Source organism: Paenibacillus camerounensis, from assembly GCF_000723885.1.
GTDB classification, from domain to species: Bacteria; Bacillota; Bacilli; order Paenibacillales; family Paenibacillaceae; genus Paenibacillus_AQ; species Paenibacillus_AQ camerounensis.
This window is the reverse complement of sequence record NZ_CCDG010000004.1, coordinates 46,462-63,978: the sequence shown is the minus strand read 5'-3', so window position 1 is coordinate 63,978 and position 17,517 is coordinate 46,462. Positions and strand designations below refer to the sequence as shown.

7 protein-coding genes are annotated in these 17,517 nt (G+C 49.9%); 5 read left to right on the top strand and 2 right to left on the bottom strand.

Going from position 1 to position 17,517, the window contains the following annotated elements:
- The first annotated feature begins 85 nt into the window (after positions 1-85).
- The 5 genes from BN3772_RS30985 (at position 86) to BN3772_RS01095 (ending at position 13,661) form a co-directional block, all read left to right on the top strand.
- Positions 86-5,800, top strand: coding sequence for an S-layer homology domain-containing protein (locus BN3772_RS30985; protein WP_086074337.1), 5,715 nt, complete (start codon positions 86-88; stop codon positions 5,798-5,800).
- Between the two features lie 15 nt (positions 5,801-5,815).
- Positions 5,816-7,237 carry a glycoside hydrolase family 32 protein gene (locus BN3772_RS01110; RefSeq protein ID WP_042195776.1) on the top strand — a complete coding sequence of 474 codons (1,422 nt, stop codon included), beginning with the start codon at positions 5,816-5,818 and terminating at the stop codon, positions 7,235-7,237.
- A gap of 197 nt (positions 7,238-7,434) precedes the next feature.
- Positions 7,435-9,894 (top strand): GH39 family glycosyl hydrolase, encoded by a 2,460-nt coding sequence (locus BN3772_RS01105; RefSeq protein WP_244444648.1) that lies wholly within the window; start codon positions 7,435-7,437, stop codon positions 9,892-9,894.
- 209 nt (positions 9,895-10,103) lie between these two features.
- Positions 10,104-11,333, top strand: a complete 1,230-nt coding sequence (locus BN3772_RS01100) for a PTS sugar transporter subunit IIC (protein WP_042195771.1) — start codon at positions 10,104-10,106, stop codon at positions 11,331-11,333.
- A gap of 24 nt (positions 11,334-11,357) precedes the next feature.
- Positions 11,358-13,661 carry a beta-glucosidase family protein gene (locus BN3772_RS01095; RefSeq protein ID WP_042195768.1) on the top strand — a complete coding sequence of 768 codons (2,304 nt, stop codon included), beginning with the start codon at positions 11,358-11,360 and terminating at the stop codon, positions 13,659-13,661.
- Between the two features lie 130 nt (positions 13,662-13,791).
- Here the strand turns inward: BN3772_RS01095 and BN3772_RS01090 are convergent, their stop codons facing one another.
- Together BN3772_RS01090 and BN3772_RS01085 are read right to left on the bottom strand one after the other, a co-directional pair.
- Positions 13,792-15,504, bottom strand: coding sequence for a copper amine oxidase N-terminal domain-containing protein (locus BN3772_RS01090; protein ID WP_086074336.1), 1,713 nt, complete (start codon positions 15,502-15,504; stop codon positions 13,792-13,794).
- A 278-nt stretch (positions 15,505-15,782) separates the two neighbouring features.
- Positions 15,783-17,351, bottom strand: a complete 1,569-nt coding sequence (locus BN3772_RS01085; protein ID WP_042195821.1) for a sensor domain-containing diguanylate cyclase — start codon at positions 17,349-17,351, stop codon at positions 15,783-15,785.
- Positions 17,352-17,517: the final 166 nt, after the last annotated feature.

Here is a 17,517-nt window from a genome sequence, read left to right as displayed (position 1 = left end):
ACAGAATGACTTAGACAGCTTAATGGCTATTTGTAAGCGCTTTACAAATTAATCCGGATAAGAAAATAACGAAGGAGGCTTGTTAATGAGGAAAGCTAGCCGAAATACATCATGGATTTCCAGAGGGGTAGCGGGGATCTTAGTTCTTCAGCTTGCGGCTCCAGGTATTCAAGGCATAGCCGCAGCCGCACCAGTGGGAGGAGCAGCTTCTATTCCAAAGGCTGATGTAGGGTCATCCGTTACCGTCGTTGTCTACCAGGAATCGAATACAGTTGCACGATTGACAGCAGCGGATGCAGTCTATGAAATGGTTAACCCGGGCTTTGAAACCGGAGACTTGACGGGATGGACTGTAACCAAAGGAAACGCGTTTGGTCCGGATAGTGTATCCGGGGATCCCACCTGGTGGGCGGAACAAATCCCTTATAACCAGGAGGGGACTTATCATTTAAACGGCTGGAAATATGACGAGTCTGCTACAGGCGTGCTCCGGTCCAGTACCTTCGAGTTGGGCGGCAGCGGATGGATCAGCTTCAAGCTTGGCGGCGGCAAAAATCCGGACAAGGTCTATGTAAATATTATAGAGGCGGACACGGGGCAGGTGGTTGCCAGATACGGCAACAGCGCATTCGCCGACACAGGTTTCCCGAACCCTGCCCAGGGCATGCGGCTTGCCAATATGGAGCAGTATAAGGCCGATCTTTCCGGACATTTGGGAGAGAAGCTGTATATAGAGATCGTCGATAATGCAACTGCGGATTGGGGTTTGATTTTTGCAGATGCCTTTAACATGTACCATGAATCAGAGCCTGCCGGTGGCACTGTTGCTAAAGATATTAAGCCGGATTTCCAGCGGTATCAAATCCGGAATCCCGGCTTTGAAACGGGAGATCTTACAGGATGGACCGTTGTGGAAGGTGAAGCGTTCGGGCCAGAGAGCGTATCAGATGAAACTGCCTGGTGGGCGGAACAAATCCCGTACAATCAGGAGGGCACTTATCATCTAAACGGCTGGAAATATCCCGAAGCTGCGACGGGAGTCCTTCGTTCCAGCACCTTTGAGCTGGGAGGAACAGGCTGGATTACCTTTAGGCTGGGCGGGGGCAAGCATACAGATCAAGCCTATGTTAGTGTTGTCGATGCCGATACCGGGAACCTGATTGCCAGATACGGCAATAGCGAGTTTAACGATTCCGGCTTCCCTTACCCGGCGCAGGGCATGAGGTTTGCCAATCTGGAGCAGTACAAGGCGGACCTGTCCAAGTATACCGGCAAAAGACTCTATATCGAAATTGTTGATCATGCAGTCTCGGATTGGGGTGTGATGTTTGCGGATGACTTCCAGACCTTTAACGAGAGCGTGCCGGAAGAAGGGGTTATGGCTGAGAACATCATTCCAACCGAAATCACAAACCGGGGCTTTGAGACGGGTACGCTTGAAGGCTGGACGGTCACTGGGGATGCTTTTCAAGTGACCGATCAAGCAGCTGCTGGTAAGGAAGGCAGCTTTTATGCCAAATCAACCTTGGAAGGAGAAGGCTCAATTACTTCAAGTGCCTTTACCCTTCAGGGGAACGGGACGATTACCTTTTCCATTGTGGATATTGTTCAACCTGCGGATGCCTATGTCGCACTATATGATGCAAGTACAAATGAATTGCTTAGACAAACAGGCAATATCGGTGCAAATGAGAAGATTACCTGGCATGTATATGAACACTACAACAAGAGTCTCTATATCAAGGTAACCGATCAGTCGGATCAGTCCCGAATTTCCGTGGATGCTTTCCAGGCAAACAGTATGGGCAACATCTTCTATATGAATTTGGATGAAGGCGCGGGCAAGAAGGCGCTGGAGCAAGTGAGCAATCTTGAACACGATGTCAACTATGTATTTAATAGCGCAAGGTACATGGATTCCAAAGATCCGAGATGGACTCCGCGTGGAGTAAAGGGCGGCGCCCTGCTGTTTGACGGATACTCAAATGATATTGAAGTAAATGCGAGTGACACTATTCCGGTAAGCGACGCGCTGACGGTCGAAGCCTGGGTGGCCCCGCGCAGCTATGAATGGGGAGATGGCAATAAGCTTTCTGCCATAGTAAATCAGTCTGATCAGGATAAGGCGGAAGGCTTCGCACTTGGTATGTACCGGCATGGCACATGGTCCTTTCAGGCCGGCATCGGCGGACAGTGGGTCCAGGTATGGGTTAATGATCATCCGCTTGAGAAATACAAGTGGAATTACATTGCTGCCACTTTTGATAAGGGAACCGGAGAAATTAAGCTGTACCTCAACGGGGAGCAGGTTGCCTCCCGTTCAACCCCTATCAATGTTCCAATCACATCATCAACAGCTAGTCTGATCATCGGTAAAAATAATAATCCCGTCGAGCTCGCAGGCCTGTTCTCCTACAATATGTTCAGCGGACTTATTGATGAAGTGAAGCTGCAGAACAAAGCGCTTACGGGTCAAGAAATTCTGGCGGAGTATGAGAATGTGAAGACGCTTCACGGAGGAGCGGTTCCGGAAATTCCAGCCGGTGATATTGATGAAGACCCGGGTGTGTTCGACTGGGATCAGCACCGTCCGCAGTACCATGCGATGCCTCCGCAGAACTGGATGAACGAAGCGCATGCACCGATTTATTTTGACGGTAAGTATCATTTATTCTATCAGCATAATCCGCAAGGTCCGTTCTGGCATCAGATTCACTGGGGACATTGGGTAAGTGACGATATGGTGCACTGGGACAATGTACGGCCTGCACTTGCACCTGAGGCGGGTACGCTTGATCCGGACGGTGCTTGGTCAGGCAGCGCGGCTTATGACCGTGACGGAAATCCCGTTCTATTCTATACCGCCGGCAATGACTCTCTATCGCCGAACCAAAGAACCGGGCTGGCGACCCCGGCTGATTTGTCGGACCCCGATTTAGAGCAATGGGTGAAATATCCTGAGCCAGTAACGGAGCAGAACGGAAACGGCATTCATAACGAATTCAGAGACCCCTATGTATGGTATGACCAGGAGACCGACAAGTGGTATCAGCTGGTAACCTCCGGTCTTACAGACTTCAGCAGTGGTACAGCATTGGTGTACGTGTCTGATGATATGTACAACTGGGAGTATAAAGGTCCGTTATATGTCAGTGACAGAAATCTTTATCCAGAGCTCGGTACAGTATGGGAACTGCCAGTATTACTGCCGCTAGGTGAGGATAGTGCAGGACAACAAAAATATATTTTTATGGTTAATCCCCATGAGAAGCCAGAGCATGTTCCGCCTGCTAACGATGTTCAAAGAGATGTTGAAGTCTTTTACTGGATTGGAACCTGGGATAGAGATAACTTCAAGTTTATACCTGATCAGGATGCTCCCTCCAAAATGGATGTGGGGGACGGGTATTTAACCGCTGAAAGCGGGATGGTCACCCCTGACGGAAGAACGGTCGTGTTCTCCATGGTGCAGAATGTAAGAACGCCGCAGGCTGAATATCAGGCTGGATGGGCACATAACCTCGCGCTGCCGGTTTCCTTGAGCCTGGATGAGCACGATGAATTGCGCATTGAGCCCATTGAGGAATTGCAGAGTCTGCGGGGAGATAAGATTGTTGATTTCACGGACAAAAATGTGGCTGCCGCCAATCAATTGATCCAGAGTGTCAATGGCGACATGCTGGAGATCGTGATGGAGATTGATCCGGGCGAAGCCGAGAAATTCGGCCTTAAAGTGAGGCGCTCCGATAACGGCCAGGAGGAAACGCTGATTTACTACGATAAGGCCGACAATACGTTTAATGTGGACCGTACGAAGAGCAGTATTGACCCCGATGTCCGCGTGGACGGAATTCAAGGCGGGTACGTTGATCTTGACGGCGAGAATCTAAAGCTGCATATCTTCCTCGATCGCTCGGTTGTTGAAGCCTTTGCCAATTACAAGAAAAAGCTGACAACCCGCGTCTACGTAGGCAGATACGACTCCCTGGGCCTCAAGGTCTGGGCCGACAACGATATTACAATCAAGTCCATGGAAGTATGGAATATGAATGCACTGACAGGTGAACCGGCAGCTCCGGTCTATGTACCTGACAACTGGGACAACTCCGTATACACCGATGTTACGGATCTGCCTAACCATGATTTTGCTGCAGGAGCCTTAACAGGCTGGATTACTGAAGGAGATGCGTTCCAGGATGTCCATGTGACCGATGCCAAGTTCTTCTGGGACACGATCTACTTCAATCCTTCGCATAAAATTCCGGGCGGCTATCATTTATGGGGCTTCAACGAGGCAGCCGGCGGTGACAGCTTGACGGGAACGCTGAAGTCGCAGACTTTCGTCCTTGGCGGCAACGGCAAGATCAACTTCCTGGTCAGCGGCGGGCGTGATATCGACAAGCTGTATGTAGCGCTGGTCCGGGCATCGGACGGCAAGGAGCTGTTTAAAGAGACGGCAACGAATTATGAGGAATATCAGCGGAAGATCTGGGATGCATCACCTTATATCGGCGAGGAGCTATACATTAAGGTTGTTGACCAATCCACAGGCGGGTTCGGACATATTAACGTCGATGATTTCAATGTACCGGTTAAGGTGCAGAACGGGGTTGACCCGACAGGCCCGACAGGTCCAATTGACCTAACAGACCCAACAGATCCAACGGGTCCGAGCGGTCCAGCAAATCCTCCGGTCCAGCCTGTAAATCAGGACAGCCAACCGGTCAGTCCGGGCAGCCTGTCATTCGAGCTGGCCAAGGGAGAGCGGCAGGTACTGTTTCCGGCGAACCTGGCGGCAAATGACGGTAAGAATGCGCTGAGAATTAAAAATACAGATATAGAAGTTGAAATTCCCGCAGATGTATTGAAGGATTTACAGGCAAGGGTTTCGGAGAGCGAGCTTGGACAAGCGAAGATTTCTTTTGAAATGGAAGCTCTAACTTCAGAGCAGAGCAAAGAGCTGGTTAGACAAGCTAGGCAGAGAAATCAGGCGGACATTTCAGCAGCTGGAGAGATCTACAATTTCAAATTGTCTATTGTAAAGCTTGACGGGACGAAACTGACACTTGAGAAGTTCACCAAACCCATCACTGTCAGCTTGTACGCACAGGCGGATTCCCGCCAGGATTTAACGGGCATTTATTACATTTCAGATGACGGCAGACTGGAATATATAGGCGGAGCCTTTGCTGACGGTAACTGGACGGCAGAGGTGAGTCATTTCAGCAAGTATGCAGTCCTTACTTATGATAAATCCTTTGAGGATGTGAATGCTTCCTACTTTGCCTATGATGTCATAAAAAAGATGGCTGCCAAGCAAATTGTCCTGGGAGTGAGTGAAACGGCATTCGCACCAAAGCAAAAGGTAAGCAGAGCTGAGTTTGCTTCCTTGATCACTCGTGCCCTCGGTATAAGAGGGACGAACGCACCTGCATTCAAGGATGTAGACTCCGCCAAATGGTATGCTTCCTCCATTGCCGCAGTGTACGAAGCAGGGATTGTCACCGGAAGAAGCAAAGATACCTTTGCGCCTGAGGATACCCTAAGCCGGGAAGAAATGGCATCCATGATTTACAAAGCATATCTGTTTCATACAGGACAGAATGCTGCTGGTAACCGTCAAAGCAGTTTCAAGGATGCCGGTACGATAAGCGTATGGGCTGCAGATGCAGTCGCCGACTTACAGGAGCTTGGGTTAGTTGACGGGCGCGGCAATCAGGTATTCATGCCTCATGAAACGGTGAATCGTGCGGAAAGCGCGCAAATCATCTCGCTGCTGCTGGATGTATCAGGTGAATAACGGGAGGAATATTTAATGAATGAATTTTTTTATCGCCCTGAGAACGCCTGGGTGGGGGATGTAATCCCCTACTATGAAGATGGAGAGTTTAAACTGTTTTATCTGCATGGCTGGAGAGAGAACGATCAGGAGGGCCTTGATCATGGCTGGCATCTGCTTGGAACGAAGGACTTCGTGAATTACAGGGAAGATGGAGCCTGCAAAATCGAAGGCGGAACCGGACATATTCTCAAAGTGGACGATGTTTATCATATGTTCTATTGTATTTTTCCTGAAGGGAAACAGCTCGCCTGCCATGCCATCAGTAAAGATCTGCGGACATGGGAGCCGATTCCCGAAGACACTTTTGGTCCGGACGGCGAAATTTATGAGCTGGCGGACTGGCGTGATCCCTTTGTTTTCTGGAATGAAGAAGAGGGACAATACTGGATGCTGATTGCAGCGCTGGCTAAAGGACCGACGAACCGGAAAGGCTGCACAGGCTTGCTAACATCCATGGATCTCAAGTATTGGGAATACCGGGAGCCGCTGTATGCACCGAACTTGCATGTAGGCGCACATGAATGCCCGGATTTGTTCCGGATGGGAGATTGGTGGTATCTGATTTATTCTTCCTATACGGGGCGATTCGGTACCTTTTACCGGATGAGTCGTTCCTTGAACGGGCCATGGGTTACACCGCCGGAGGAAGCCTTTGATGGACGGGCATATTATGCGGCGAAGTCGGAATCCGATGGAGAGAAGCGGTATTTATTCGGCTGGAATCCGACAAAGAACGACGATCTGTTTGGCTGGAATCCGCCTAAAGCTTCAGGCAAAGATTATGACACATGGGATTGGGGCGGCAATCTGGTTGTGCATGAGATCGTACAGCGCCCGGACGGGACACTAGGGGTAAAGGTTCCGGAGACGATAGACTCTGCCTTTACCAAACAAGTATCCACGAGCTTTCAGGAAATCGCCGGAGATTGGTCGATTACGAACGATGTGCTGCGCAGCGATTCCCCTTATTCCTTTGCAGGCTGCATCACAGAGGAAGAATTGCCCGATCAGTGCAAAATTTCTACAACTGTACGTTTCTCGGAATCAACCCAGGGTCTGGGGTTCATGCTTCGTGCAGGTGAGGCTCTTGATTTTGCCTACTATATCATGCTTGAGCCTCAGCGTGGCAGGATTACCTTCCGGGGGCCGATTATGCAGTCTGAAGAAGGAGGGAAAACCTTCCCTTATGAGGTGGAGCTGGAACGTCCGCTCAAGCTGCTGCCGGATCAGGAGTATGAAATGAAGGTATTCGTGGACAACACGATTTGTGAAATCTATATCGGTGGAGATGTGGCGATGAGTGCCAGAATGTACGACATCCGGCAAGGAAAGCTTGCCGTATTCGTCAGTCAAGGTGCAGCGGAGTTTAAACGGGTCAAGATAGAAACGCTATAAGCGTATTTAGAATAAACACCTGAAATATACTCGTCTATAAAGGGATTAATCTTTTTTTTGTCAACCTTTAGATGCTATGCGAATAACCCCTTCATATTGATAACTTAAAATCGGTATGTCTATAATAAGCGGTATGAAGGGGGGAGCAGACGATTCGCTATTTATACGAATTTATTCAGCATCAGGACGATCTGCCGATGAAGCTCTTCGTGAATTCCGTACAGCATATTGATTTTCATTGGCATAAGGAAGTTGAGATCCTGTATCTTCTCCACGGCTCGATTAACATGTATCTGGACCAGAAGCAATATACGCTCCAGGAAGATGATATTCTCGTGATAAACAGTATGTCGGTTCACAAGATTGAGCGGACCCATCAGGAAAATGTGTTGTTAACCCTGCAGTTCGGACCCGAGCTGCTGCATAATAATGCGTTCATCTCCTGTAACTCTGCCGGTCATTCCGGGCAGGACCCGTCGAGTCTGCACAGCATCAAGCACAACCTTGCACAAATGGTCTGGGAGATTAACAAGAAATCGCCGGGTTATCACAGCTACACGATAGGCCGATTACAGATGTTATGCGGATGCCTGCTGCGATATTTTGCAGACGGTACGAATCCGGCGGTGGCAGAAGGAAGCAGGGACAATGATTATAAAAGACTGAACAGTGTCCTCACCTACATTGACCGCCACTATAATGAAAAGATTACGCTGCAGGATATGGCGGACTCCGAGCATTTAAGCCTGCATTATTTTTCCCACTTCTTCACGGACAAAATCGGCATCCCCTTTCAAAAGTATCTGACGCTTATCCGCCTGGAAAAGGCCCAGCTTCAGCTGGCAGAAAGCGATAAGACCATCTCCGAAATTGCCCTGGATTGCGGATTTGCCAACGTGAAGCTGTTCAACAAATATTTTAAGGAAAAATACGGCTGCACGCCGGGCTCCTACAGGGAAGCTTCACTTGCACCGGAACCGCACCGGCTGAACCGGAACCGCAAGCCCAAAACGTATGAGGAATCCTCAAGCGGGGACTATTATGAGATGGACACAATGAACGCCATAGGGTCACTGTACCGCTATCTGGACGTCACAACGGATAACGGTCAGTCCGGCGTTCCGCTGTCGGCTGCTCTTACGGCTGCCCCTGAACGGATTGAGGTTCGTACAGATCAGACAACGGCTAGCTACAAAAAGCACTGGAATATCACCACAACGGCCGGAAGAGCCGTAGAAGGATTGCGCGAGGATTGGCGGAAGCAGCTGATTGCTTTGAAGGGAAGCATCCCGTTCCGGTATATCCGGTTTCACGGCATTTTTAATGATGAGATGATGGTATACAGTGAAAAGGATGACGGCACACCGGTCTATAACTGGTCTTACGTGGACAAGCTGTACGATTTCCTTCTGGAGCAGGGAGTCCGGCCGTTTGTTGAATTGAGCTTTATGCCGGGACAGCTGGCGAGGTCCAGAGAAACGCTGTTCTGGTGGAGAGGCAATATCAGTCCGCCGGCAGATCCTGCCAAGTGGGAAGCGCTGGTCCGGGCCTTCATCCGTCATTGTCTGAACCGTTACGGGGCGGATGAGGTGAAGCAGTGGTATTTTGAAGTGTGGAACGAGCCGGACCTGGCAGGGGTCTGCTGGGCAGGCAGCAAAGAAGAGTACTTCACTTTTTACGAATCCACCGTTCATGCGATTAAATCAGTGCTTCCGGAGCTGAGGACAGGCGGGCCCGCTATGGGGTACGGCTCAATCTGGAACGATACCTGGGCAGAGGACTTTTTAGCTTACTGCCGCTCGCGGGAAGTGCCGCTCGATTTCTTTTCGTTCCATATTTATTCGGAATATCCCAAGCTAAAGACGGAAGAAGGCCGTTTGACCCGGATCATGCCCCCGGCATTTTTCAAAGAAAGCATTGACCGTGTGCGGCACAAAATGAAGGCAGCCTCCTACAGTGACGTTGAGCTTCATATTACCGAGTGGAATTTTTCGCTGTATGACCGGAATCTGCTGCACGATACGATGTTTATGGCCCCGTTTGTCATCTACCATACAATGAATACGCTCGGGGACGCGGAGGCGATGGCCTACTGGTCCTTTACCGATGTTTTTGAAGAAAGTGTCGTTCCGGCTTCCCCGTTCTATGGAGGCTTTGGCCTGATTAACCGCGACGGGCTGAAGAAGCCCGGGTATTATGCGTTTGAGCTGATGCAGAAGCTGGGTGAGGAGCTGCTGAAGCAGGGGGATGGTTATGTCTTTACCCGGAAAAGCGACGGAAGCCTGCAGTTCCTGTTCTATCACTACGTCCATGTGGATCAGCTGTTTGCGAGCGGAGACTGGTCTGAGCTGTCCGGCTCCACCCGTTATGATGTATTTGAGGAAAAAGGCAGCAAAGCCTTTGAGATCACGCTAAACCAGCTCGCAGGACCCTATAAATGCACCAGCTATCAACTGGACCGGGAGCATGGGTCGGTATTCGATGAGTGGATGACGATGGGATCGCCTGATTTTTTAACGCAGGAGGAAATTCAGTATTTAAACAGCAGAAGCGGCCCGGTCATCCGGACAGAGCTTGTAGTGCAGGAAGGCTGGCGCAAAGACATTGTACTCCCGCCCCATGGGGTGCTGCTGCTCCAGCTCGAAAGACAGTTTTAATTGAAAATACACCGCGCAAACATCCCTTTTTGCTGAAGGGGTGTTTTTTGCTGTTTATTTTGAACAGAAGCAGACAAGCTAGTACAGGAGGCAGGAAGTAGGCAAAATACGAACCCGGATGCGGCAAGTTACAACAAGAAAACGGTATCATAAAACACTATACTAGGGTTGTATCAGCATCAGCTAAGAGAAAGACAGGGGGAATTTAGATGAAGCGTTTCATGAAGTGGATGACAGAATCGTTTGCACCTAGATTGGAGGCGTTTACAAATAATCTCTGGGTGGCATCCATTCAGGAAGCCATTATGGTGGCGATTCCGATGATTTTTATCGGCTCGATTATTACACTCATTTCAATCTTGAAGGATTTCATTCCGGGGATGCCGGATCTTACACCCATCACGACCTTTAGCTTCGGGCTATTGGGGTTGTTTATTGCTTTTTTAACGCCGTATACCGTCATGGAAAAAAGAGAGCGTCACAAAATCAAGCTGCTGGCGGGAATGAGCGGGGTCTCCCTTTTCGTGATGCTGCTTAACCCGACCCTAAATGAAGACGGTACCATCCAGTTCATTCTGGAACGGTTTGGACCTTCGGGGATGATCACGGCACTCCTGGTTGGTGTGTTTGTGGCTCTTGTCATGAATCTGTGCAACAAATTTTCATTCTTCAAAAAAGGCTCCTCCCTTCCGGAGTTCATTATGGACTGGTTTGATTTTCTCGTGCCGATCGCCCTTATCTTAACTACAGGCTGGGTTCTGGTCTATCCGCTTCATTTCGATATTTTTGCACTGATTGTCAATGTGTTCGAGCCGATCAATGCCATGGGTCAAAGTCTGACCGGCTTTGTATTGTTCAACTTTATCGGCGTGGTGCTGTATTCCTTCGGTGTAAGCCCTTGGGTGATGACTCCGATCTGGTACGCTATTTGGATTCCTGCCATTGAACAGAATGCAGCCCTCGTCGCAGCCGGTCAGGACCCGGTCAACATCAATACGTTCGAAACCTTTTTCTCCGGCTGGCTGGGTATCGGCGGGATGGGCGCTACGCTGCCTTTAGTGGTCTGGTTCCTGCTGGCCCGGTCCAAAAAATTGAAGTCTGTCGGCAAAGCGACAATCCTCCCGTCCTTGTTCAATATTAACGAGCCGGTTGTGTACGGGGCACCGATTGCGTTCAATCCGCTGCTTATGGTGCCGATGTGGATTAACGGGCTGATCACGCCGATTCTCGTGTATATCGTCCTCGATATGGGGCTGGTCCGGATTCCAAGCCAAATCTTCCAGCTGTGGTATACCCCGATCGGGCTGTCTACCTACCTGATGAGCGGATTCAACGGGCTCATTCTGCTGGCGGTGGTTCTGCTGATTGTGTTTGCGGTCTGGTTTCCGTTCTTCAAGCTGTATGATGCCCAGGAGCTGAAAAAGGAACAGGAAAATTAATCTGACAATAAAGGATGGAGCAGCATGAATAAATCACCTGATGAATTGTTGAAGGCAATGACCCTTACCGAAAAAGCCTCGCTTGTTGCGGGACTGAATATGTGGATGACCAAAGGGATCGAGCGGCTGAATATCCCGCCTGTTCATATGTATGACGGAACCAACGGGATCCGTAAGACGAACAGTAATGAAGAGATGGGAATTACCACGGAAAATGTACCGGCGACCTGTTACCCGACAGGCTCTGCGATTGGCTCCTCCTGGAACACAGCGCTGCTGCATGAGGTAGGCGTGGCGCTTGGACAGGAGTCCAAGACGATGGAGGTAGAACTGCTGCTCGGTCCTGGCGTCAATATGAAAAGAACACCGCTAGGCGGAAGAAACTTCGAATACTATTCGGAGGACCCCTGCCTGACGGGCGAGCTTGGCGCAGCCTTCATTAACGGTATCCAAAGCGAAGGCGTCGGAGCCTCGGTCAAGCACTTTGCGGGCAACAACCAGGAGTTCGAGAAAATGGTGACCAGCTCGGAAATCGATGAGCGGACACTGCGTGAAATTTACCTGAGTGCCTTTGAACGGATCATCAAAAAGTCCGATCCATGGACGGTCATGTGCTCCTATAACCTGCTGAATGGAACCTATACCAGCGAGAACGAGCATTTATTAAACGATATTCTCAGAGAAGAGTGGGGTTACGAAGGTGTGGTCCTGTCCGACTGGACAGCCGTTAATGACCGGATACGCGGGCTAAAGGCCGGACTTGACCTTGAAATGCCGGGCCCGGCCCACTATAATGCCAAAGCCATAGTAGAGGCGGTTCAGGACGGGAAGCTATCCGAAGAGCAGCTGGACAAGAGTGTGCGCCGTATCCTGAAGCTGGTTGAACGGGTTACCGGAAACAAAGCTATAGAACAAGAGGATACAGATTACCATACGCTGGCCCGTAAAGCGGCGGCCGAAAGCATCGTGCTGCTGAAGAACGATAACGCGATTCTCCCGCTGCGGCCGGAAACGGTTTCGTCGATTGCGGTAATCGGACGGTTTGCGAAGAAGCCCAGAATTCAGGGAGCCGGCAGTGCCAAGGTAACCCCTGCCCGAGTCGATATTCCTTTGGATGAGATCAAAAAGCTGGCCGGTACTTTAGCTACTGTGAGCTATACAGCAGGATACCCGGAAGATGACTCCGTGAATGAAGAGCTTATTAAGGAAAGTGTAACGCTGGCCAAGAACGCCGATGTGGCAGTGCTGTTCGTAGGGCAGCCGGAATATGCCGAATCTGAAATGCATGATTTGAAGGGCATCGAGCTTCCCGAGCATCAGGTCAAGCTGATTCAGGCGGTTGCTGCTGTTCAGCCAAAATGTATCGTGATAACCAGCAGCGGCTCGGCACTGGTCATGCGTCCATGGGTGCAGCATGTTCCTGCCGTTATCCATTCCTGGCTGTCGGGTCAAGGCATGGGCAGATCCATAGCAGAGATATTGTTCGGTTACACCAATCCTTCAGGCAAGCTCTCTGAGACCTTCCCTGTGAAGCTGGCGGATAATCCTTCGCATATGCGGATCCGCGGAGAGAACGGCAAGCTGTATTACCGCGAAGGCCTATTCGTGGGTTATCGCTACTATGACCGTAAGGAGCTGGCGCCGCAATTCCCTTTCGGACACGGCCTGTCCTATACTTCTTTTGCCTATACAGATCTGGAAGTGGTTCAGCACGGTACTTGCGTCAAAGTATCTTTTCAACTGACAAACACAGGCAAGTCCAGAGGGAAAGAAGTCGTGCAGCTGTATGTACACGATGAAGAGTGCAAGTGGACCCGGGCGGAGAAGGAGCTGAAGGCCTTTGCCAAGGTGGAGCTTGATCCGGGCGAACAACAGACGATTGTCTTTGAGCTGGAGGAGAGAGATTTTTCATACTTCAATACCAGGTACAACCGCTGGGCTGCAGACACCGGATATTTTCAGATTCTGCTGGGCAGCTCGTCCAAGGACATCCGGATCACGGAGAGATTGCTCTGTGACTTCGGGAAGGAAGAAATCACCTTCCACAAATTCAGCCTTCTCAGCGAATGGGTCAGTGACCCGGCCGCAAAAGCTGTATTGGAAGAGCGCCTGAATGAAATGAATGAGCATGTCACAGACAAGGTATATCTTAATGAGGAGTTCGTCGGCTTCTGGGAGGACTTCCCGATGATAAAGGTCTTTCAGATGTTCGGCCAGACCTGGATGAACGAGCGCTCACCGGATGAAGTGATTCAGGAGCTTATTGAACGGGTTCACAGCCGATCTTCCCTCTCTGCTGTTCTAGTACCAAATGACACTTGCCTCTAAATATAAATAGTTAAGCAAAATACCCCCATCATGTGGCTTGCCGGAAGGCAGCACAGAGCAGCCATTCTCCTATTGCTGGAGAATGGCTGCTCTGTTGTTCTTTTACGGTTTATGGTTACATTTCAAACCCTTATATTGATTTAGTCAGCGTGATAACCCAGTTGCTGTCCACATTAAAGTTCCAGCCCAGCAGTCCGGTTATGAAGCGCAGAGGCACAACGGTTCTACCGTTCTCATCTGCAAATACTTTGCGCCCTACCGGCTGTCTGGTACCGTTAACTTCCATGTAATCCTTGCCCAGCCAGAAGGTCAGAGTGTCACTGCCTGCCATGACTGTTACAGCATTAGTTTTCTTGTCCCATTTGACCTCGGCACCAATGCCCTCGCTCAGGAAGCGCAGCGGTACGTAAGTGGTGTCACCCCATACACGTGGCATGGTATCCATCTTGGTCATTTTACCGTTCAGCGTCAGATTTTGACTACCAATCTGCATGATGACAGTTGTCATACTGCCGGTGTCCGGATTAGCGGGGACGGGTGTTGGTACAGGCACGGCAGGCTCCTGGAACTTGGAGTTGAATTGATCTACAATTGCACCGCTCAGCAGCTTGCCTACATCGAACATAAGAGCATAGCCCTGGCGCTCTGTCTGATAAGAGCCGGAGTAGTTCTGAACTGCATATTGGTCAAGGACCTGCTGTACCTGATTTTCGTGTGCGGTGAGGCCTTCAAGCGCACCAGCCTCCGGAATACGGCCTTCGGTCGCTGTACTCAGGAAGGAGGCCAGGTCTTTTGTGAATTGTGTGATTTGCATTTTGGCTGCCGCTACTCCCTCCAGGTCTCCGTTTTTCACGGCTGCTGCGTACTGCGCCTGCAGGTTTATGTGGTTGGTTGTCCAGATTTGCTCGAACTGATCAGCTCCTGCACTGCCATAGACAGAGGCGATTGCTGCCTTTAGATCCTGGGTATTGCCGGTTTCGGCTGCAATAAGTGCATTGCTGCTGTTGCCCGCACCATCATATTGCTCCTGCATCTGCAGGGTTGCAAGTGCGAAATGTTCGGCAAGGAGATAGTTCAGGGCAGATCTCAAATCTCCTGCAGGTGTATCGGACTTGGTGTTCTGAAATTTCTCAGGCATTTGTGTCACGATGGCCATTGACAGAGCTTTGCTGATCGTGAACATTTCGTTTAATCCGGCACGGTATGCCGAATAGGAACCGGCATAATCTCCGGATACATATTTATTGAAGGCATCCTGAACCTGATTCTCATGAAGACGGATTACTTTCTCGGCAGCAGCTTGAGGCAGGTTGCCCCCGGTTGCTGTTCCCAGGAAAGCGGAGAATTCCTGGACGAATTTCTCAACATTGGCTTCGGCCGTCTGGCGTGCTGCTGTATCACCGGACTTTGTTGCCTTTACCAGATCATCGGTATACTTGTTGTGGGCGCGGAAGATACGTCCGAATTCTGCTGCGCCTTCCTTACCGTACAACGATTCAATCGCCGGCAGCATATCGGCCGCATTCTGGTCCAATGCCGCATATGCAGCGGATGCATCAGGCGAACCTTCATACGCCTTAATCATAGCGTCTACCGCCAGCTGGAAATGCTCGGAAAGCAAATGATCCAGAGCCGCTCTCAGCTCAACGGCAGGAGTCATAATGGAAGCCTTCATCATAGTCATTTGTGCTGCCGTTACCGCCGTCGGAGCTGCCGCAGCATGTACTGGAGACATACCGGTTAGGGCCGGAACAATCAGAGCCAGGCTGAGCACAGGGACAGCCAGCTTCTTAACATCGAACTTCTTGGAATCCAGATTATTCGTATTGTACATTTTAAACATTGTAATCCCTCCATTGTGTGTGTAACATCAGGTGCGTAGGATTTGTGATTTAAGTTTCATGAAAATTTCATGAGGGGAACTTAAGTTTCAGCTCTCTTTATATAAACCTGGGACATAAGGACCAATCACCAAAAAATATAAAATTTAAAATATTATTTTTTTGGTAATATCCATTTTTATGAGTCTATAGTCATAATATTGAAGTTTTGGGCAAATGGAAGCTAGGTTGGATGGAGGCGCCCCGCTTCTTGTTCGATAATGCAGTCTTATTCTTACTCTCAATCCGCAGCTTGCTCAAGAATTGCCCGATAATCATTCACCCTGTTGCGGCCGGCCGCTTTGGAATAGTAAAGGGCCTGATCCGCCTCTGCAATTAGCTGCTCCGCAGAGGCGCCGGTGTGGGGCAGGCAATGGGATACACCTATGCTTATGGTCACCATACCGCTGATGCGGGAACCTGCATGGGAGAGCTTTTCGTTCTCGACGGCCGCCCGGAGCTTCTCAGCCAGAGCCAGTGCCCCGGTCCGGTTCGTATCCGGCAGGATCACTGCAAACTCCTCGCCTCCGTAACGCGCAATCAGATCGGAGGGGCGTCTTACGGCATCTTTTCCGAGCAGGGCTATTTTGCGCAAGCATTCATCCCCGGCCTGATGCCCGTATAGATCGTTGTAGGCTTTGAAATAGTCGATGTCAAACATAATCAGAGACAAGCCTTCCGGACTGCCGCTGCGCTGCGCACGTTTCCATTCCTTTTCCAGCGTTTCGTCGAAGTATCGCCGGTTGGCAATGTTTGTGAGCCCGTCCATTAGAGACAACTGCTGCAGCGTATTCTCCATTTTTTTTCGTTCTGTAATATCGGTTGCGGTCCCTATGAATCCGGTAATTTCGCCATCCAGCCAAAGCGGCGTGACGACAAGCAGAACAGTCAAGCGTGAACCGTCCTTGTGGATATATGACCATTCCCGTCCTTCCGGAGGCTGTTCCATTGCACAGTATTTGAAAACGTCCAATCCGTTGTAGGGTTTATGCGTTAAGCTGGACAATTCTCCGGCATAAACGGAAATTTCCTCCTTGTCATGGAACAGAAGCGGGGTTTCGCGTCCGATTAATGTATCCGGGGAATAGCCAAGTACCGTCTCCACTGCTTTGTTAATGTGAGTAATTTTCCCTTCAATATTAAAAACCGTAATGACTGTGCCTGCCGAGGACTGGAAAATAGCTTCCTGCAGCATGTGCAATGAACGGTACCGCCGTTCGCTGTTCTCCAGCTCTTGCCCGAGCTGGTTGGAATAAGTAAAGAAGGCAATCAGCCTGGCCGAGAAGAGGCCTCCGGAGCCAATTAGTGCCATATATGTAAATAACGCTGTATACGATACCTTGTCCAAAGAAGGCCCCATAAGCAGTGAAGCAATGGAAATAAGTGTAAGGCTTAACAGCAGCGAAAGGAGCCAGCGCCGCCAGTACTGGTCAATATACTGCATGATCAGACCGCTGCCGATGCCTGCTGTTATGATAGTAATGCACGCAGCAATCGTTGTAAGGGTAAACTCGCCAAACAGGGTTGTTCTGGCGATGACAATAAAAAGTACAGTCATTAAGGAGGCCGGCAGCCCTCCGAAATAAGCAGAACAGATGACTATTATATGCCGGAAATCTATCATGATATTTGGAGATACCTTATAGCTGAACAGCAGGAGAAGAAGGGCGCATAAGCCGTGCAATACACCAATCAGCAGCTTGAACTGCAGAGGACGGCTCGGTTTTTTCAGGTAATGGCGGAACAGCAGATTGAACAAAAAGAGAAATGCGGTCAATAACGCAAAATTGGCTATCATAAATCGGAACATTGGGATCGGCACCGCTTCCATTAAAAGTTAGGGTAGTCTTCTTATTCTACTACGTTTTTTAACGGCATAAGGCTGAGATTTGTGAATGGAAGCTTTTTCAATGGCAGCGGCAGGGGAAAGCTCAACTATGTCGATGTTATGACCTTTCATATAAAGGGCCAGATAG